We start from the raw sequence: 18303 nt of genomic DNA, 5'->3' as shown, positions 1-18303 counted from the left end.
TGTGCCCCGCAGACTTCGTCCCGCGGACCTCGTCCCACGGATTTCGGCACGGGCCGAGGGACGGGCGGGCCCGGCGCCACGGGCCCGTCCGTTCGGTACGGCGGTGCGGACGTACGCGAGGGTGGGCGTACGGGCGTTGCGGTGGTACGGCGTTGCGATGGTGGTGCGACGGTGCGGGTGGTACGGCGTTGCGGTGGCACGGCCTTGCGTACGGACGGCCGCGTGGAACACCGACGGCACCGCGCCGTTCGGTCGGGGACGTGCGGTGTCGTGGGGGCGCGTCGACGGCTGCCACCGTCACGGTCCCGCCTCCGCCGTGGCTCTGTGGGCCCGGGCGTTCGCCCCGGCCTTCGGAGCCCCCGGAGGTCCGGCCGGTGGGGGCCTGCTGGCCCACCGATTGGAAACCTGTCAGTGTTGTAAACCCGGTGTTCCGCCAATGTCAATACAGGACACAGGAGTTGGTGATGGATCGGAAGCACCTCCGCGGAGCCGACGTGGTCCTGCTGCCGGGCGCCCGGACCGGCCGCGATCCGGCCCGCTCGATCAAACCCGGGCCGCGCCGGCTGCCCCCCGGCGTGGTCGCCGCGACCCAGCGCGAGCGGCTGCTGGACGGCCTGGTGCGGACCGTCGCCGAACGCGGCTACCAGCACGCGACGATCAGCGACATCTGCCGTGCGGCGGGCGTGACCAGGCCCGTCTTCTACGAGCTGTTCAGCGGCAAGGAGGACGCCTTCCTGGCCGCGCACCGGCACGGCACCGGTGTGGTGATCCGGCGGATGGCGGCGGCCTTCGCGGCCGAAACCGACTGGTGCCGGGGGATCCGGAAGGCGCTCGGCGTGATGCTCCAACTGCTCGCGGGAACACCGGCGTTCGCCACGATGGCGGTGATCGAGGTGGAGGCGGTCGGCCCGGCGGGCCGACGGGAGCGGGCCCAACTGCTCACCAGGTTCCGGGGGTTCTTCGCCGAGGTGCCCCAACTGCCGGGCGGGGTCGAGTCGAAGGAGATGGTGGACGCCGTGGTGGGCGGCGTCTACAGCGCGATCTACCGGTGGATCGACTCCGACCGGACCGAACAACTGCTGGAGCTGTTGCCGGTGTTGAGCATGTTCTGCCTGTCGCCCTTCCTCGGCCCGGCGGAAGCGGCCGAGCGGCTGGGGGTGAGGGACTGGCCGAAGCGGGTCGCGGATTGGTGAAGAACCTTCGTGCACCCGTATTGACCCGGCCAATACCGGGCAGTAGCTTCCCAGTTACTTACCGCGTGCTGACCTGACCCGCCTCGCTGCCGAGGGGCGGACGGTCCGGTCGCGCCGGGGAACGCTGTCCGCGCCAGGACAACGTGCCAAGTGCCTGCAGACCCATTTCCACCCACAGGGAGCACACATGGCCATGTCCGAGGACGCCGCCACGGCGGCCGAGACCCCGCAGACGCCGAGCGGGCCGAGAAGAGGCCGGGTCCGGCTGAAGCGCACCGTGCTGATGGCCGTACCGGCCGTCGCCGCCGGGGGTGTCCTGATGGCGCTCACCGCCCAGGGCGTGCTCGCCGCCCAGTTCTCCATCTCCGGCATGCCGTTCACCATCACCGCCGACAAGCTGGACGGCGAGGGCTTCGCCCAGTTCGGCGCGCTGGACTCGATGATCCCCGACAGCCCCAACCAGGGCTCCACCGGCGGCCAGGTGCTGGTCGCGGTGTCGGCGATCAAGAAGGCCGAGATCACCAACCTGTGCCAGAGCGTCGACCTCGGCGGCATCAACCTGGTGATCCACGCGGGCGACGGCGGCACGCCCGTCACCGCCTCCGACCTCACCACCGACTCCGACCTGCTCTCCGGCAACGCGGAGTTCCAGAACATCGAGATCGGCGGCGACGCCAGTACCTACACCAAGGCCGGCCCGATCGGGAAGGGCAACCCCGGCGTGTTCGGCCAGCAGGCCGACCACGTCACGCTGACCAACCTGAACCAGCACAACTACGCGAGCACCGCCGTCGGGTTCAAACTGCCCAACCTGCGGCTGAGCTTCAGCTCCACGGGCTGCTGATCATGAAGGAGTCCGTACCGGAGCCGGCTGACACCGGCGAGGGCACCGCGGCACGGGCCGAGGGGGTGGCCGCCGAGGGGACGGCGGCCGCGCCCGCCCACGCCGTGGCGGCCCCCGCCGCCGAGCCGGCCGCGCGCCCGGTCGGGCGCGACTGGCGGGGCAAGCGACCGTTCTGGGGCGGGCTGCTGGTGACGCTCGGCGGCGCCGAGATCCTGTTCACCCTGAAGGCCCCGCTGCCCGTCATCCTGCACATCGGGATGCAGGGGCTGGCCGGGTACCTGGTGCCGGCGGTGATGATGCTGTGCGGCCTGCTGATCCTGTTCAACCCGGCGCAGCGGCTGTTCTACTCCATCCTCGCCGTGCTGGCCTCGCTGGCCAGCTGGGTCACCTCCAACCTGGGCGGCTTCGTGATCGGGATGCTGCTCGGGGTGGTCGGCGCCTGTCTCACCTTCGGATGGCTGCCCGAACAGCCGCTGCGCCAGGGCCGGCAGCGGCGGCTGGAGCGCCGGGAGGCGCGCCGGGCGGGGATCTGACGACGGCGGTGCCCCGGGTCCTGGTGGTGGGAGAGCACCGGGGCGCGGGGCACCCTTCCGTCGTGTCCGCCGTTCGTGCGGGCCCACTCGTACGGGTTCGTTCCGGGCGGTCCGTTCCGGGCGGTCCTTCCAGGGCGGTCCTGTGCGAGGTGGCCGTCAGGGTGGTCCTGTCCGAGGTGGCCGAAACCGTCCTGGTCCGCACGCACCAACGCAAGGGGTCGATGGTCCCGGGTCCGTCCGGGGCGATCGGCCCTTTTCGCGCTCGGCGGCCGGGCAGTTGACTGGACAGGACATGGACAACAGCAGCAGCATGAGCACTGGCACCGCCACCGCCACCGCCACCGCCGAGTACGACCGCCTGATCGCCCGCCACCACGCGATGCGCCTGCGGCGCCAACTCCTCGCCCCGTCCGCCTCGGGCGGCGGCGACTTCGGGTACGGCGCCTACGGCGAGGACGGCGGCTACGACGGCGCCGCCGACCAGCGCCTGATCCGGCGCGACCTCGACCTGATCTCCCCGCTCGCGGACCTGATCGACCACCTCTACGCGGTGATGTTCAGCCGTCGCCCGTACCTGCGACCGATCTTCCCCGCCTCGATGGAGTTCCAGCAGCTCCACCTGGAACGGATCTTCCAGCACCTGATCGACCACCTCGACCGCCCGGCCGAACTGGAGCAGACGCTCCGCCAACTCGGCCGCGACCACCGGAAGCTGGGCGTCCGGCCGGTGCACTACGACGCCTTCGAGGAGGCCCTGTGCGCGGCCGTCCGGCACCGGGCCGGCGAGCGCTGGACCGAGGAGCTGGAGGGCGCCTGGGTGCGGATGCTGCGCTTCGCCGTCGGCGCGATGGTGGCCGGCGCCGACTCCGCGCTCACCGAACCGCCGTACTGGCACGCCGTGGTGACCGGCCACGAGCGGCGCCGCCCCGACCTCGCCGTGCTGCGGGTGCGCACCGGCGAACCGTACCCCTACCGGGCCGGGCAGTACGGCACCGTCGAGCACCCGGCGCTGCCGCACACCTGGCGGCAGTACTCGATGGGCTGCGCCCCGCGCGCCGACAACGAGCTGGAGTTCCACGTCCGCCGCACCGGCCCCGGCGGGGTCAGCGCCGCCCTGGTCGAGCACACCGCCGTCGGCGACCGGCTGCGCCTCGGCCCGCCGCGCGGCAGCCTGCTGCCCGACGGCGACCCACGCGACCTGCTGCTGGTCGCGGGAGGCACCGGCCTCGCCCCGATGAAGGCGATCGTCGAGGAGCAGGCCGCCCACCGGCCGACCGGCCGCCGGGTCCACCTGTTCGTCGGCGCCCGGGACCGCGCGGACCTCTACGACTGGCAGGCGCTGGCCGAACTCGGCCTGCACAAGCCGTGGTTGACCGTCACCCCGGTCACCTTCGGCGAGCTCGCCGACACCGTCGCGTCGGCCGGCGACTGGCGCGAGCACCTGGCCTGCGTCACCGGTCCGATCGGCATGGTCGGCTCCGTCCGCACCCGGCTGACGGCGGCCGGGCTGCCGACGGCGCAGGTGCGGTTCGACCAGGCGCTGTACCGGTGACGCCGCCCGGACGGCCGTCCGCTCGGCGGCCGTCCGCTCGGCGGCCGTCCGCTCCGTGTGTGGATCAGCGGAAGCAGTAGGAGTCGGAGGAGGCGTCCCCGCCCGCCAGGTGGGTCTGGTGGACGCGCAGGCCCCGGAAATCGGCGCCGTGCGGGAAGAAGCGCTCGTCGACGCTCAGCCCGCCGGCCTCGATGTCGGCGTCCAGCTTGACCATCCAGGGGTCGATGCCCTCCGGGTAGAACTGGTCGTCCCAGGCGCCGTAGAGCGAGTTGGTGAGGTAGAGCCGCCGGCCGTCCCGGCTGATCTCCACCATCTGCGGCGCCCCGCTCAGCGGACGGCCGGGCTCCGCCGGGTGCGGGGTGCGGGCGGCGATCCCGCCGAGCCGCACGGAGCCGGCCAGGCGGGGGTGGAACGGGTCCGAGACGTCGTACTGGAACAGCTCGCCGGTGCCCCACGCCGACACGTACAGCCAGCGGTCGTCCACCGACAGGTTGATGTCGGTGACCAGCGGCGGCACCGCGCCGAACGGCTGCAGTGCCGGCGGCAGGTCCTCGGCCTTGGCCGGCTCGGCGGGGATCTCGATCACCTTGCGCGCGGTGAACGCCGGCCCGTCCCGGTACCAGAGCCAGACCGAGGCGGAGAGGTCCTCGACGTTGGTGACCACGCCGACGAAGCCCCACTCCGCCTGCGGATCGTGCGCCGGGCGCAGCTCCAGCACCATCTGGTACTGGTCGCCGAGGTCCACCCGCTGGAGGTGGCGGCCGGAGTCCAGCTCCCAGAAGTGCAGCGCGTGGCCGTACTTGCGTCCGAGCAGGAGCTCCGGCACCACCCCGTCCTCGACCATCGACGGGGTGCCCCACTCGCTGGTGATGCCCACGTTGGTGCCCAGGTGCCACCAGACGTCGTAGGCGAAGTGCTGCGGACCGCGCTCGGTCTCCCAGGCGCGCAGCACCTCGAAGGTGGTGTGGTCGAGCAGCGCCACCCCGCCCGGCCCGTCGCCCTCGCCGCCGCCCAGGCAGGAGAGGAAGACGCCGTCCGGGCCGCAGTGCAGGGTGTGCGGGCGCGAGTAGCCCGCCTTGGCGGCCAGCTCCTCGGCCTCGACCGTCTTCACCAGCCGCGGGCGGACCGGGTCGGGCCGGGTGTCCAGCACGTGCAGCCGGGAGGAACGCAGCCCGGGCAGCAGCAGGTAGCGCCGCTCGGGGTTCTCGTGGCAGGCGTGGGCGAGGGCGCTGGAGCAGGCGTTCCAGCCGAAGTGGTGCAACTCGTCGCCGAGCGTGGGCAGTTCGGCGAAGTTCAGGACCTTCCCGTAGCTCGCCGAGTCCGGATCCGTGTCGACGCTCAGCAGCGCGTCCGGCCGCCGCCCCGACCGGTCGAACCCGGCCACGTACGCCAGCTTCTCCGGCGGAGCGGCGATCGCCTCGGCGGCCGAACGGTAGAGCGACGGATCGATATGCCCGTGCTGCATGCAAACTCCCCAACTCGCCTTGTCTGTCCGGGAAGCGTTCCACAGAACCACCGGCGCACAGGAGGCGCACGAGGAGCGGGCGGCTACGCTTGCGGGGTGCACGACAGCATGCGCGGGGCACCTTCCACGCCCCGGTCGTCCAGGCGGACACGGCACACGTCACGGTCACCGCCCGGCCGCCCACGATCGCGGGGCTGCCGCCGCTCACCCCAGCCTTCACCGGCCGGGACCGCCTCCTGCGGCCCTCCGCCTCCCGCCACCGCCTCGCCGTCGCTCCCGGGTGACACCCCGCGGCCTCCATGGGATCCGCCGAGCGGCCCGCAGCTACCGGCCGGTATGGTCGGGTGCGGAAACAGGCGGTGACTTGCCGATACGGGCAGGCAGAGCAGAGGACGGGTGCGGCGGCAGATGGAGTTCCGTGAAGACATCCTGGGTGCCCCCTACGAGGCCGCCGAGCTGACGCTGCGGCCGGACGACGAGGGGGCGGTGTGCGCGACGCTCGTCCGCCGGCTGGTCCCCGGTGCGGACCGGGCCGTGCTCTACATCCACGGGTACAACGACTACTTCTTCCAGACCAACCTCGCGGACCACTACACCGCGCTCGGGTTCTCCTTCTACGCCCTCGACCTGCGCAAGTACGGCCGCTCCCTGCGCCCCCACCAGTCGCCGAACTTCGTCCGCGACCTCGCCGAGTACGACGAGGAGATCGACGCGGCCGTCCGGATCATCCGCGAACTGGACGGGCACCGGCAACTGCTGCTGAACGGGCACTCCACCGGCGGGCTGATCGGAGCCCTGTGGGCCGGCCGTCGGGCCGGGCGCGGGGTGGTGGACGGGCTGTTCCTGAACAGCCCGTTCCTGTCGATGCCGACCGGGCAGGCGGTCCGTACGGTCGGCGGGCCCGCCGTGACGGCGATCGGGCGGCTGGCGCCGACCCGCGTCCTGCCGTCCTCGCTCAACCCGCACTACACCCACAGCCTGCACAAGGACCACAAGGGCGAGTGGGACTTCGACCTCACCCTCAAGCCCGCCGAGGGCTTCCCGCTGTACGCGGGGTGGCTGGCGGCGATCCACCAGGGCCACCGGCAGCTGCGGCACGGGCTGGGGATCGACGTGCCGGTGCTGCTGATGGCCTCGACCCGGTCCATCTCCACCACCAAGTGGCACAACGCGCTGCACCACGCCGACGCCGTGCTGCGCGCCGACGACATCGCCGCGCAGGGGCCGCGGCTGGGCCGGCACGTCACCGTCGTGCGGATCAAGGGCGGCATGCACGACCTGGTGCTGTCCGGGGCCGACGCCCGCGCCGAGGTGTTCGCCGAGCTCGACCGCTGGCTGACCGCCTACCTCGACGTCGAGCCCGTCGGGGAGCACGCGTGACCTTCCAGCACGACGGGCACGACGGGCACGACGGGCAGGACGAGCTCGACGAGCTCGACGAGCCGCTGCCCGTCGGGCGCCGGACCGACCTGGGCTTCGCCAAGCTCATGCCCGACCTCGACCGGGACGGCGGCTGGCTGCTCACCCTGGACGGCACCCCGCAGTCGTACGTCGACCTCTCCGACCCGACCCACCTGGAGTTCGAGTACACCCGGCGCCTCGGCCACCTCGCCGACGCCCTCGCCCCCGCCGGGCAGCCGCTGGACGTGCTGCACCTCGGCGGCGGAGCCCTCACCCTGCCCCGCTACCTGGCCGCCACCCGGCCCGGCTCCCGGCAGCGGGTGGTCGAGGTGGACGGGCCGCTGCTGGAGCTGGTCGCCGAGCAGCTGCCCTGGCAGGGCCCCGGCGCGGACATCACCGCGACCGTCGGCGACGCCCGGGCGGCCCTCGCCGAGACCCCGACCGGCTCGCAGGACCTGGTGATCGCCGACGTCTTCCACGGCTCGCGCACCCCCGCCCACCTCACCTCGGTGGAGTTCCTGCGGCTGGCCGCGTCCGCGCTCCGCCCCGGCGGCTGCTACGCGGCGAACCTGGCGGACGGCCCGCCCCTGGCCTTCGCCAGGGCGCAGGCGGCGACGGTGCGGGCGGTGTTCCCGCACGTCTGCCTGGTGGCGGAGGCGCCGGTGCTGCGCGGCCGCCGGTACGGCAACATCCTGCTGGCCGGTTCGACGGAGCCGCTGCCGGTGGCCGAACTGACCCGGCTGCTCGCCGGCGACATCTTCCCGGCCCGGCTCACCGAGGGCGACGACCTGGCGGACCTGGTCGGCCGGACCGCCCCGGTCACCGACGCCGAGGCCACCGACTCCCCGCCCCCACCGGACGGCGCCTTCAGCATCGGCTGACCCCCACCCCGTGCGGCCCCGCCGCCGGAAATCCGCTGGTCCGTCCCCGCCCCCGCCGGTAGCGTGCGGGGACGATCAGGAGGAGGCGAGACGATGCGGCCGTTGCTGCTGCTGGACGTCGACGGCCCGCTGAACCCGTGCGCGGCGAAGCCCTACCGTCGGCCCGAGGGCTACCAGACCCACCGGCTGATGACACCCCGCTGGAAGGCGGCCGAACGCCGCCGCCTCACGGCCTGGGGCCTTCCCCACAGGCAGCCGAGACCCCTGCGGGTCTGGCTCGACCCGTCCCACGGCCCGGCCCTCGCCGCCCTGCCCTTCGACCTGGCGTGGGCAACGACCTGGCAGGAGGAAGCCAACGCTTTCATCGCCCCCCTGCTCGGGCTGCCCGACCTGCCCTACATCACCTGGTCCGAACCGCGGCCCGAGCCCGACGACGGCGTTTTCTGGAAGACCCCGCAGATCGTCGACTGGGCCCAGGGCCGCCCCTTCGCCTGGGTCGACGACCTGATCACCGACGCCGACCGCGCCTGGGTCGCAACCCACCACCCCGCCCCGGCTCTGCTCCACCACGTCGACCCGAAAGCCGGTCTGACGGCCCCCGACTTCGCCCACCTGGCAGCGTGGTCGAACAGCCTGAGCTGACCGCCCGAGCGAGCCCTGAACGGCGCAGACCCGGAGCCGCACCACCACCGGCGCCGCCGACGGCTGGTACTTCGAGTGGTTCGGGGAGCGTGTGTCCTCCCCAGTGCGCTACCTGGTGCACACGGACGGACGAGTCAGAGTGGACGATGGAGGCGGCACCTTCCTCGGAATCGCCCCGTCCGTCCCGGCGCTCATCGAATCCCACGCTCTCACCGACACGGTCTCGACCTGGGACCGCACCACCGCCGGGGTCGACAGCTTCGCACTCGCCGAGCAACTCGACGACCTCACCGACATCCCCGAAGCATCAGGCAGCACCATCCGATGGCGGCTGTCCGACAACGTAGCGGTCGAGGAGTTCCGGAACTGGAGCAGCGACACGCCACGTCCTTGGCGCGCGTTCGTCTGGAGCCCAGGCGAATCCGGCCGGCACCACCGCCGCCCTCGACACCGCCACCGGCGTGCTGCCCCAGGGAACCAGCCACGTCGACGGCTCCGGCACCAGCTGCACCGCCACCGGACGCAACGTCAGCTGCCCCACCGCCGACCTCGCGCCGGGCGCCGAGACCACCGTCACCTTCCAGGCCAAGGCCGACGCCGGCCTCGCACCGGGCACGACCTGCCGGCCAGTGACACCGCCCGGATCACGTACACGGTGAAGGTGACCGACCCGGTCACCGGAGAGCACACCCTGCACAACACCGTGGTCGCCGACCGGCCCGGCGGCAACTGTCGGGCCCCGAACGACGCCCTCGCCGGTCGCGAGAATCGTCGCGGGGCGGCAAGACCATCCCCCTTGTAGTTTGCCCGCGGTATTTCGTTTTTCACCGCTTCGCCCCCCAATTGTCGATCGGATCAGGTATCGCCCGCCTGCTGGTGAGCGGCCCATATTCGACCTACAGAACCTTCATGACGTCAGGTAGAGTCTGCGCCGCCAGGCATGACGGACACTCAGAAAATGGGGGGCTTGACAAACCGGGTCGAGGTCGAACCGACGTCGATATCAAGTCAATTCATATCGATCACCCACAGACTGTCCTAGTTTGCGCCGTCTTTGACACAAACTTACCCAGGAAAAGGAAATGCGCACAGAAATGCATCGCCGGCCCATCACAGGGGGCAGGGCCCTCACCGCCTCAGCCGACGCCGTCCCGACCGCCGACTCCGCGCCGCCGGAAGGATCCACGACAGGAAGTCCCATGTCCCGCACGTCCCGGTTCCGGTCCCGGCGGGCGGGTGTGCTGACCGCCGTTCTCGCCGCCGGTGCACTGTCCACCCTCGGCACGACCCCGGCCGGCGCCGTGGTGGGCGACGCGGCCGCGGCCGGCGCCTCCGCCACCGCCGCGCGCCTGGTGATCGGTGACAGCCTGCGCGGCTGCACCGGTGCGCTGGTCGACCAGCTCTGGGTGATCAGCGCCGCGTCCTGCTTCTCCGACGACCCGGCGCAGCCGCAGGCGCTGGCCGCCGGCGCGCCGAAGTGGAAGACCACCGCCACGGTCGGCGCGAAGTCGACCGAGGTCGTCGAGCTGGTGCCGGGTCAGGGCCGCGACCTGGTGCTGGCCCGCCTGGCCACGCCCGTCCAGGGTGTCAGCCCGCTGACGGTCGGCACCTCGGCGCCGGTCGCCGGGCAGTCGCTGAAGGTGACCGGGTTCGGGCGCACCAAGACCGAGTGGGTGCCGGACCAGGCGCACACCGGCTCGTTCAGCCTCGACACCGTGAACCCGACCGGCGTCGGCATCACGGGGACGGGCGGCGCGGCGGTCTGCCAGGGCGACACCGGCGCCCCCGTGGTCCGCGAGGTCAACGGCAAGGCCGAGCTGCTCGCCGTCGCCTCCCGTTCCTGGCGCGGCGGCTGTCTCGACACCCCCGCCACCGAGACCCGCACCGGCGCCTACGCCACCCGCGTCGACGACCTCACCGCGTGGGTCTCCTCGACCGTGGCCAACGGCGGCGTGGCGGTCAAGCCGGACACGAAACTGGCGACCGGCCAGTCGATCACCGGTGCGGATCTGAAGCTCACCATGCGGCCGGACGGCAACCTGGTCCTCACCCACAGGCAGGTCGACGCCGGCATCCTGTGGTCGAGCGGGACCTCGGGCAACAACGGCGCCTGGGCCTACGTGCAGCCGGACGGCAACTTCGTCGTCTACAAGAGCGACGGCAACCCGTCCGCCGGCACCGGAGCCCTGTGGGCATCCGGCACCTGGGGCCAGAACGGCGCGTTCCTCAAGCTCCGCGACGACGGCAACCTGGCCGTGGTCAAGGCCGACGGCACCTCCACCCTGTGGTCCGCCGGCACCACCCGCTTGGATCCGAAGCTGAACGGCGACACCAAGATCAAGACCGGTCAGTGGTTCCAGTCGCAGACCGCCGTGGTCGAGATGCAGGAGGACGGCAACCTGGTGCGCTACCGCCGCGCCGACGCCGAACCCACCTGGAACACCAACACCCCCGGGAACAAGGGGGCGTGGGCCTACGTGCAGTCGGACGGCAACTTCGTCGTCTACAAGAGCGACGGCAACCCGTCCGCCGGCACCGGTGCCCTGTGGGCATCCGGCACCTGGGGCCAGAACGGCGCGTTCCTCAAGCTCCAGGACGACGGAAGCCTCGTGCTGTACAAGAAGGGCTCCGCCGAGACGGCCGCCAACTCCATCTGGTCCTCCGGCACCTTCCGGCCCGTCAGCCAGCTCGTGGCAGGCCAACAGGTGTACGCCAAGACGACCCGCCTGGCGATGCAGTGGGACGGCGACCTCGTCCTCTACCGCCTCAGCGACAACACGGTCCTGTGGCACAGCAACACCGCCGGCAACTACAACGTCTTCCTCCGCGTCCAAGCCGACGGCAACGTCGTCGTCAACTCCGCGGACGGCAGCCGCAGCCTCTGGGCCTCCGGCACCTTCTGGTCGGCGGGCGCCTACCTGAAGCTCCAGGACGACGGCAACCTCGTCGTCTACAAGGCCGACGGCGGCGAAGGCATCGGCAACGCCATCTGGTCCACCAACACCTTCGCCTGATCGTTGCTTCAACCAGCACCAAGCACGGCTGTGCTGTGACCGCATGGGTTCGCCGGTTGCCGGATCATGCGGCGAGGAGGGGTCTGCCGCCCCGTCGGATGCCCTCCTCGCCGCAGTGGAGGTGGTGCTGGAGGCGAGGGCCTGGGCCGCTCGCGCGGAGGGTTCAGCAGCAAGGTCCACCTGAGCGCGGACGGCCGGTGCCGCCCGCTGTCCCCGGTCGTCACACCGGGGCAGCGGGCGGACTGCCCGCAGTTCGAGCCCGGGCTGATCGACTGGTCGGCCCCGCGCTCGCGGGGACAGCTCCGGCCAGTCCAGGTTGGTTGCGCAGATGCTGCTGTCGGTGCGCGGGCGAGGCGGCCTCACCCTGGTGGCTGCGTGGGTGATGACCGCCGTGCACTTCACCAGGGCACTACGCCGGCGTCGTCGAAGAACTGGCCTGTCGGGCCGTCGTCGGGCAGGGTCGCGAGTTTGATGGCGATGGCCGCGCCCTGTTCGGGGGTGCGCACGCCTCGGAAGCCGTTGAGGTCGGTCGCGACGTAGCCGGGGCAGCCGGCGTTGATCAGGATGTTCGTGCCGCTCAGTTCCCGGGCGTACTGGAGGGTGACGGCGTTCAGGAACGTCTTCGAGGGCGCGTACGCCACGGCCACTGGACCTGTGGTCAGCTCACCAGCGGTCCCTGACTGGAGGGTGAGGGAGCCGACACTGCTGGACATGTTTACGATCCGCGGTGAGGCAGAGCGGCGCAGCAGCGGCATCATCGCGTTGGTGACGCGGATGACGCCGATGACGTTGGTCTCCACGACGGTGCGGATGGTGGCGGCGTCGACGCGGGTGGGTTCCTGGGGCATGCGGCCTGCGATGGCGGCGTTGTTGACGAGCACGTCGAGGCGCCCGGCCTGTTCCTCGATCAGCCGTGCGGCGGCTGTGGCGCTCGCGTCGTCGGTCACGTCCAGCGGTACGCCGAACGCGTCGACGCCGGCCGCGCGCAGTCTCTCCACCGCGGCCTTGCGACGCTGATCGTCGCGGGCGCCGACGCCGACGCTCCAGCCCAGGGCGCCCAGGCCTGCGGCGATCTCGTAGCCGATTCCCTTGTTCGCGCCGGTGACCAGCGCAATCGTTCGTTCGCTCATGGGAACCATGCTGCTCTCGGATCCCGGCGGGGTCCAAGACCGATCGGGTGGGCAGCGATACCTTCCAGGTATTGATCCGGAGTACCGTGGCCGGATGGAGACCAGGGAACTGCGCTACTTCGTCGCTGTCGCCGAAGAGTTGCACTTCGGGCGCGCCGCGCAGCGGCTCGGGATCGCGCAGCCGCCTCTGTCCCGGGCGATCCGGCAGCTCGAACGCCGACTCGGGGCAGCGCTGCTGGACCGGACCAGCCGCACCGTCACGCTGACCGAAGCCGGCTCGGTGCTGCTGGTCGAGGGCCGGGCGGCGCTCGACGCGGTCGAAGCGGCCGAGCGCCGGACCCGCCGCGCCGCCCGTCCCTCGACCGGCCGTCCCGGCCTGGTCCTGGTCACGAAGGCCAGCGCGTCCCGCGAACTGCTGGCGACACTGCTGGACGCGTACGCCGCCGAACCCGGCGCGGTCCCCGTCGACGTCATCCTGTGCGGCCCGGCCGAGCAGGAACGACTTCTGCGCGAGGGCCGGGCCGACGTGGCGCTCCTGCACCGGCCGTTCGACTCGACGGCCGGGTTCCACGCCGAAGAACTCGGCACGGAGGGCCAGGTCGTGGTCCTGCCGGCCGGTCATCCGCTCACCGTCCGGACCCATGTGCACATGGCCGACATCACCGCGCTGCCCGGCCTGCCCCTGCCCCGCTGGCCCGTCCCCGACGGCACCTACCCGCCCGGCCCCGGCCCGCAGGTCCGCGACCACGCGCAGTTGCTGCAGCTCGTCGCGCTCGGCCGTGCTTGCGCGGTCTCACCGGAGTCGTGCCGAGCCCAACTGCCCGGTGACCTCGCCGCCGTGCCCGTGCTGGACGCGCCGAAAGTCACCACCGTGATCGCCTGGCCGCCGCACAGTCGGTCCAGAGCCGTCGCCGACCTTGTCCGGACTGCGACCCGTCTCCGGTAGCCCCGATACGCCTGGCCAGGTTCCACCTCTCGTGTCCCGGCTCGGGTCCTGTGACTCAGCACGCCACCTGTCGTCATGCGCGCTGGTTGACGTGCGGTTCTCCGGTCGGCCGCCGGCGGTCCTGGCCGAGAAATCCGCGGTGAAGCCGGTGGCCTCGATGCGCCCCTTGCCGCTCTCGGCGGTGACGGTGACGGCGACGGCGCGCGGCACCTTCACGGTGTACTTCGCGCTGCAGTCCACCGAGATCCCCGTGCAGTCCAGCGAGAGTGTGAGCGTGCCACCTTCGAGCTGCCAGCCGGACCCCACCTCCCCGCCGACCTTCCTGCCGCTGACCCGTCGTTCCACCTGAACGCCCTCGACGTCGGCGGCCACCAGCGCGAGGTCGGCGGAACCGGACTTGACGGTCAGGCTGCCGCCGGCGAAGTCGAACGACTTCGATTCCACGGTCGCGTCGGCCGATGCGCCGTCCGTGGTGCAGGCCGTGGCGGCGAGGCCGAGGAGCGCGGCTCCGCCGAAGGCGAGAAGCGTGCGCGTGGTCAGTTCCATCGAATTCTTCCTTCGTCAACGAACATGGTGGTGTGGATTCCCGCACCCCGGTTCACGAGCGCAGCGCCCGGACCGCGACCGTGCGCGACACCCGGGCCGCCTGCAGGACCAGCGCGAGGCAGGTGGTGACCAGCGTCCCGGCGGCGAGCGCCCCGAGCGTGGCCCAGGGGAGGCCCGCCAGGACCCGGACGACGTCGATCCGGGCTCCCAGGGCGATGGTGAGACTCGACAGGGCGACGAACAGCGCGCCGAAGACGATCGCCGTCCCCGCGTAGATCGCCCCCTCGTAGACCATCGACCGGGTGACCACGCCCGGCCGCGCACCGGCCACCGTCACGACGGCGGAGTCACGGGCGCGCTCCCGCCCGACGAGGGCGATCACGGCGAGGCCCCCGACCCAGGAGACGACGAAGACCCAGCCCAGCACGACCAGGATGTTGTCCAGCCCGGCGCTGCCTCCGGGCATGACCTTCCCCATCACCATGAAGAGGCCGACGAACGACAGGGAGAGCGCGAAGGGCAGCACCGTGGTGACGCTCCTCGTCGCGCGGGCCCGGCACGACAGCACGGCAAGGTGCCAGGCGACGCCGCGCGAGGGCACCAGCGCCGTCCAGAGCTTCATCAGCGGGGTGAGCACCCACGGCCCCATCAGCAGCAGCAGGCAGACGAGGAAGAGGTTCCCGGCGAACGCGAAGGCCGTCCGCTGGGCGAGCCCGCCCTTGAGTTCGAGGCCCAGGCCGGGGACCCACATCCCGATCACACCGGCAAGCAGGCACAGGGCGAGGCCACCGCGGGCGACGCCCGGCCGCGCCGGGGGATCGGAGAAGTCCCGGAAGGCGCGCATCTCCGGCGTCCTGGCGGCCCGCCGGGTGACGCCCCAGCCCCCGAGCAGGCACGGGACCAGTCCGAACAGCACGCTCACGCCGACGTACCAGAACCGGAACCCGACCGAGGCCCCGTGCAGTTCGAGACCCGTCCCCTTCCACTGCGCGAGGGCGACGCCCGCGACCAGCAGGGCGAGCGGTGCGGCCAGCGCGCCGGCCACCGCGCCCAGCACCACCAGCTCGGTCCGCAGGATGAACCTGACCCGGTGGCGCGGAATCCCGAGGACCACCCACAGGGCGTGCTCGCGCCGCTGGGTCGTCAGCGTCAGACCGACCGCGGAGGCGACGATGCCCACGGTGGCGAGCACCGTGAAGAAGACGATGTTGCCGCCGAGGGCGATCGACGCGGAGACCATCCGTGCGTCACCCGCCGCCCGCGCCGCCGAGACAGCGGTGAACATCGCGATGGCCGAGCCCGCCGAGCACGCCGCGTCGACCGTGGCGCACAGGAGCGTCCACCACCACATCGACGCCTGCAGGCGGATGTCCGACAGCACGAGCCGGATCACGACTCCTCCCCGCCCGCTTCGTCCGCCGACTGCGCCGCGAGGACGGCGTCGCCCACCGCGCGGGAGTCGCCACCGGGGATGATGGCGTGTACCCGCCCGGAGCCCATCACCACGACCTGATCGGCCCGCGCGGCCGCATGAGGGTCGTGGGTGACCATGAGCACCGTGCTCCCCTGCGCGGGAAGCGCCTGCAGCCAGTCGAGCACCACATGACCCGACTTGAGGTCGAGCGCACCCGTCGGCTCGTCGGCGAAGACGATCCGCGGCTGGTTCGCCACCACCCGGGCCACCGCGACGCGCTGGCGCTCGCCACCGGAGAGGCGGTCGGGGCGTCGCCGCGCGTGCTTGGCGATGCCGAGCCGCGCCATGGCGTCCTCGACCCGCGCCCTGGGCACCCGGCGGCCGGCGAGCCGCGCGGGCAGGGCGATGTTGTCCTCGACTGTCAGCGAGCTGACGAGGTTGTACTCCTGGAAGACGAAGCCGATGTTCTCGCTGCGGAAAGCAGCCTGCTTGCGGGGGCTGAGTGAGCGGACGTCCGTCCCGAGGATCTCAACGGACCCCGCGGTCGCCCGCTCCAGCCCGGCCGTGCAGAGCAGGAGCGTCGACTTGCCCGAACCGGAGGGGCCGACGACGGCGGTCAGCCGGCCTTCGGGAATCTCCAGGTCGATGTCGTGCAGGACGCGCGTCGTCTCGCCCCGGCGGCCGGGAATGGGGAATTCCGTCCGAAGGCCGCGCAAACGAATGCACGGCACGGGAGCGGTAGTGGAAAATGGCATGAATCAAGGAAAGCAGGGCCGGGCAGTGGAGTGCACGGGTGCCTGCACTGCTATTGGAGGTAGACTTGGATCTACCGCCCGACCGATACGAACTGTGCGAAAATGTTGATCATGGCGCAGATTCGTGTTGCCCGGAGGCTGCTGACCGAATTCGTCGCAGCGGCCGCCTTTCCGATTCTCCTGATTTCCGTTCTCGCTGCGCCGGTCTCGGTTCCGGTGGTGGCCGAACTGGACCGCTCCAGGGCGCAGTGGTGCGGAGTCCGGACGATGCCGCTGCGACCCGCCGACCGCAGCTGGCCGCAGTGGGTGGCCGGTCGGCTGCGGGCACGGTCGGTGTGGAGGACCGACCTCCCCGTGTTCGTCACCGCCGCGCTCCTGTCCGCGCTCTCGCTGTTGGTGGGCTTCTTCGGATTCATCGGCGCTCTGGCACTGGTTTTCTCCCCCGTCTTCTGGGGTTTCGGCATCGCCGCGAAAGTCGGCCCGTTCACCCCGGCCGCCCTGTGGGAAACGTTCGCGGCGGTGCCCGCGGGAATCGCCCTCGGTGCGGTCACCGTGGGCGCGCTGGCCGGCATCTCCCTGCTCCGCGACCTGCTCCTGCGGGCCTTCTCGGGGAGCCGGAACCCCGACCTGCTCGCGAAACTGGAGGAACTCCACGCCAGCCGGGCCTCGCTGACGGCGGCCTTCGAGAACGAGCGCCGGCGCATCGAGCGTGACCTGCACGACGGCGCCCAGCAGGAACTCGTCGCCCTCGTCATGCGCCTGGGAATCCTGGAAGCCGCAGCGACAGCCACCGACCAGGAACGGATCGTCCAGCTGGCCCGCCAGGCCCAGGGCCAGGCGGAGCGCGCGCTCGAACGGCTGAGGGAGACGGTGCGCGACATCCACCCCAGCGAACTGAGCGATCTCGGTCTCGTCGCCGCCGTCCGGGAGCTGGTGGCCAGATCACCGTTGCAGGTCGAACTGACCAGCACCGGTACGGACGCTTGGCTCTCCTCGACGATCGCCACGGCCGTGTACTTCACGGTCTCGGAGGCCCTGACGAACATCGCCAAGCACGCGGGCGTCGGGAGCGCCCGGATCGAGATGCGGTGCACCGAGAGCGGCGTCCGTGTCCGGGTGGGCGACGACGGCGCCGGCGGCGCGCGGATCAGCACCGGATCCGGGCTCTCCGGGCTGCGTGAGCGGATGCGAAGCGTCGGTGGGAACCTCGAAATCATCAGCCCGCCGGGCGGCGGAACGGAGGTCGTGGCATCCGCTCCGGCCCAACCCCCGTGGTGACGGAATTCGACAGGGAAAGCGATGGGAAATCGATTGTGAGAATCATCCTGGCAGACGACAGCCTGCTGATACGCGCCGGAATCCGGGAGATCCTGGTTTCCAGTGCCCACGACGTGATCCGCGAATGCGAGGACGCTGACGAACTGGTCGCCGCTGTCGACGACCTCGCCGCGGCCGGAGCCGCCCCCGACCTGGTGATCACGGATGTTCGCATGCCGCCCGGGAACACCGACGACGGACTCCGGGCCGCGATCGACATTCGGTCGCGGCACCAGGGCCTGCCGGTACTGGTCCTCTCCGCCTACGTCACGGGCCCGTACGTGCGCGAACTCCTGAACGGCCCGGGCGCCGACGGGGCAGTCGGCTACCTGCTCAAGGAGAAGGTGGGCAGAGTGGCGGACTTCCTGCGGGCCGTCGAGACGGTCTCCGGCGGCGGAGTGGTGATCGACCCCGAGGTGGTTCGCCACGTCACCCGCGCCGACCCGCCGCAGGGCCCGCTCGCCCGGCTCACGGCCCGCGAACAGGAGGTGCTCGCTCTCATGGCCGAAGGCCGCTCCAACGCGGAGATCGCGGCAGAGCTGTTCCTCTCGGGCGCCGCCGTGGCCAAACATGTGGGGAACGTCTTTCTGAAACTCGGCATGCCCTCCGGTGAGGACAACCGCCGGGTGAAGGCCATCCTGACCTGGTTCGAATACAACTAGGACTTCAA

General features: G+C 71.7%; 16 protein-coding genes. 12 read left to right on the top strand and 4 right to left on the bottom strand.

Annotated elements, in window-relative coordinates; all coding sequences use genetic code 11:
* Positions 1-464: 464 nt before the first annotated feature.
* The 4 genes from ACFWP2_RS12240 to ACFWP2_RS12225 all read left to right on the top strand — a co-directional run bounded on the left by ACFWP2_RS12240 (position 465) and on the right by ACFWP2_RS12225 (position 4122).
* Positions 465-1193 (top strand): TetR/AcrR family transcriptional regulator, encoded by a 729-nt coding sequence (locus ACFWP2_RS12240; RefSeq protein ID WP_380450295.1) that lies wholly within the window; start codon positions 465-467, stop codon positions 1191-1193.
* A gap of 187 nt (positions 1194-1380) precedes the next feature.
* The gene (locus ACFWP2_RS12235) at positions 1381-2037 is read left to right on the top strand and encodes a DUF6230 family protein (RefSeq protein WP_380450294.1); all 657 of its coding nucleotides are present in this window, start codon (positions 1381-1383) and stop codon (positions 2035-2037) included.
* Between the two features lie 2 nt (positions 2038-2039).
* On the top strand, positions 2040-2570 hold the full coding sequence (locus ACFWP2_RS12230) for a DUF6114 domain-containing protein (RefSeq protein ID WP_380450293.1): 531 nt from the start codon (positions 2040-2042) through the stop codon (positions 2568-2570).
* Between the two features lie 310 nt (positions 2571-2880).
* On the top strand, positions 2881-4122 hold the full coding sequence (locus ACFWP2_RS12225) for a globin domain-containing protein (protein WP_380450292.1): 1242 nt from the start codon (positions 2881-2883) through the stop codon (positions 4120-4122).
* 64 nt (positions 4123-4186) lie between these two features.
* On the opposite strand, the gene ACFWP2_RS12220 is transcribed toward ACFWP2_RS12225, so the two are convergent.
* Positions 4187-5587, bottom strand: a complete 1401-nt coding sequence (locus tag ACFWP2_RS12220) for a selenium-binding protein SBP56-related protein (protein ID WP_380450291.1) — start codon at positions 5585-5587, stop codon at positions 4187-4189.
* Between the two features lie 408 nt (positions 5588-5995).
* Between ACFWP2_RS12220 and ACFWP2_RS12215 the strand changes: the two genes are divergently transcribed.
* From ACFWP2_RS12215 to ACFWP2_RS12195, 5 genes are all read left to right on the top strand, one after another.
* The gene (locus ACFWP2_RS12215; RefSeq protein ID WP_380450290.1) at positions 5996-6967 is read left to right on the top strand and encodes an alpha/beta hydrolase; all 972 of its coding nucleotides are present in this window, start codon (positions 5996-5998) and stop codon (positions 6965-6967) included.
* 107 nt (positions 6968-7074) lie between these two features.
* Positions 7075-7869, top strand: a complete 795-nt coding sequence (locus tag ACFWP2_RS12210) for a spermidine synthase (protein WP_380450382.1) — start codon at positions 7075-7077, stop codon at positions 7867-7869.
* A 93-nt stretch (positions 7870-7962) separates the two neighbouring features.
* Positions 7963-8511, top strand: coding sequence for a hypothetical protein (locus ACFWP2_RS12205; protein ID WP_380450289.1), 549 nt, complete (start codon positions 7963-7965; stop codon positions 8509-8511).
* 461 nt (positions 8512-8972) lie between these two features.
* Positions 8973-9170, top strand: a complete 198-nt coding sequence (locus ACFWP2_RS12200; RefSeq protein ID WP_380450288.1) for a hypothetical protein — start codon at positions 8973-8975, stop codon at positions 9168-9170.
* A gap of 540 nt (positions 9171-9710) precedes the next feature.
* Positions 9711-11525: a trypsin-like serine protease gene (locus ACFWP2_RS12195; RefSeq protein ID WP_380450287.1), complete on the top strand. Its 1815-nt coding sequence runs from the start codon at positions 9711-9713 to the stop codon at positions 11523-11525.
* Positions 11526-11923: 398 nt separating this feature from the next.
* Here ACFWP2_RS12195 and ACFWP2_RS12190 read toward each other — a convergent pair whose 3' ends face one another.
* The gene (locus ACFWP2_RS12190; protein ID WP_380450286.1) at positions 11924-12655 is read right to left on the bottom strand and encodes an SDR family oxidoreductase; all 732 of its coding nucleotides are present in this window, start codon (positions 12653-12655) and stop codon (positions 11924-11926) included.
* A 94-nt stretch (positions 12656-12749) separates the two neighbouring features.
* On the opposite strand from ACFWP2_RS12190, the gene ACFWP2_RS12185 reads away from it, so the two are divergent.
* Positions 12750-13601 (top strand): LysR family transcriptional regulator, encoded by an 852-nt coding sequence (locus ACFWP2_RS12185; protein WP_380450285.1) that lies wholly within the window; start codon positions 12750-12752, stop codon positions 13599-13601.
* Positions 13602-14199: 598 nt separating this feature from the next.
* Here the strand turns inward: ACFWP2_RS12185 and ACFWP2_RS12180 are convergent.
* On the bottom strand, positions 14200-15540 hold the full coding sequence (locus ACFWP2_RS12180) for an FtsX-like permease family protein (protein WP_380450284.1): 1341 nt from the start codon (positions 15538-15540) through the stop codon (positions 14200-14202).
* Positions 15537-16277, bottom strand: coding sequence for an ABC transporter ATP-binding protein (locus ACFWP2_RS12175; protein WP_380450283.1), 741 nt, complete (start codon positions 16275-16277; stop codon positions 15537-15539). The genes ACFWP2_RS12180 and ACFWP2_RS12175 overlap by 4 nt, the downstream gene beginning before the upstream one ends.
* A gap of 150 nt (positions 16278-16427) precedes the next feature.
* Between ACFWP2_RS12175 and ACFWP2_RS12170 the strand changes: the two genes are divergently transcribed.
* Positions 16428-17594 (top strand): histidine kinase, encoded by a 1167-nt coding sequence (locus tag ACFWP2_RS12170; RefSeq protein WP_380450282.1) that lies wholly within the window; start codon positions 16428-16430, stop codon positions 17592-17594.
* Positions 17591-18295, top strand: coding sequence for a response regulator (locus ACFWP2_RS12165; protein WP_380450281.1), 705 nt, complete (start codon positions 17591-17593; stop codon positions 18293-18295). The genes ACFWP2_RS12170 and ACFWP2_RS12165 overlap by 4 nt, the downstream gene beginning before the upstream one ends.
* Positions 18296-18303 lie beyond the last annotated feature (8 nt).

It is taken from the genome of Kitasatospora sp. NPDC058444 (assembly GCF_042721415.1).
Classification (GTDB): domain Bacteria; phylum Actinomycetota; class Actinomycetes; order Streptomycetales; family Streptomycetaceae; genus Kitasatospora.
The sequence above is the reverse complement of the archived record's forward strand: the minus strand, read 5'-3'. Positions and strand labels throughout refer to the sequence as shown.

Bases quoted from the DNA above. Each gene is read 5' to 3' on its own strand.
- ACFWP2_RS12225 (WP_380450292.1), top strand. From the start codon at position 2,881: ATGAGCACTGGCACCGCCACCGCCACCGCCACCGCCGAGTACGACCGC.
- ACFWP2_RS12230 (WP_380450293.1), top strand. From the start codon at position 2,040: ATGAAGGAGTCCGTACCGGAGCCGGCTGACACCGGCGAGGGCACCGCG.
- ACFWP2_RS12195 (WP_380450287.1), top strand. From the start codon at position 9,711: ATGTCCCGCACGTCCCGGTTCCGGTCCCGGCGGGCGGGTGTGCTGACC.
- ACFWP2_RS12240 (WP_380450295.1), top strand. From the start codon at position 465: ATGGATCGGAAGCACCTCCGCGGAGCCGACGTGGTCCTGCTGCCGGGC.
- ACFWP2_RS12220 (WP_380450291.1), bottom strand. From the start codon at position 5,587: ATGCAGCACGGGCATATCGATCCGTCGCTCTACCGTTCGGCCGCCGAG.
- ACFWP2_RS12205 (WP_380450289.1), top strand. From the start codon at position 7,963: ATGCGGCCGTTGCTGCTGCTGGACGTCGACGGCCCGCTGAACCCGTGC.
- ACFWP2_RS12210 (WP_380450382.1), top strand. From the start codon at position 7,075: ATGCCCGACCTCGACCGGGACGGCGGCTGGCTGCTCACCCTGGACGGC.
- ACFWP2_RS12185 (WP_380450285.1), top strand. From the start codon at position 12,750: ATGGAGACCAGGGAACTGCGCTACTTCGTCGCTGTCGCCGAAGAGTTG.
- ACFWP2_RS12215 (WP_380450290.1), top strand. From the start codon at position 5,996: ATGGAGTTCCGTGAAGACATCCTGGGTGCCCCCTACGAGGCCGCCGAG.
- ACFWP2_RS12170 (WP_380450282.1), top strand. From the start codon at position 16,428: ATGGCGCAGATTCGTGTTGCCCGGAGGCTGCTGACCGAATTCGTCGCA.
- ACFWP2_RS12235 (WP_380450294.1), top strand. From the start codon at position 1,381: ATGGCCATGTCCGAGGACGCCGCCACGGCGGCCGAGACCCCGCAGACG.
- ACFWP2_RS12190 (WP_380450286.1), bottom strand. From the start codon at position 12,655: ATGAGCGAACGAACGATTGCGCTGGTCACCGGCGCGAACAAGGGAATC.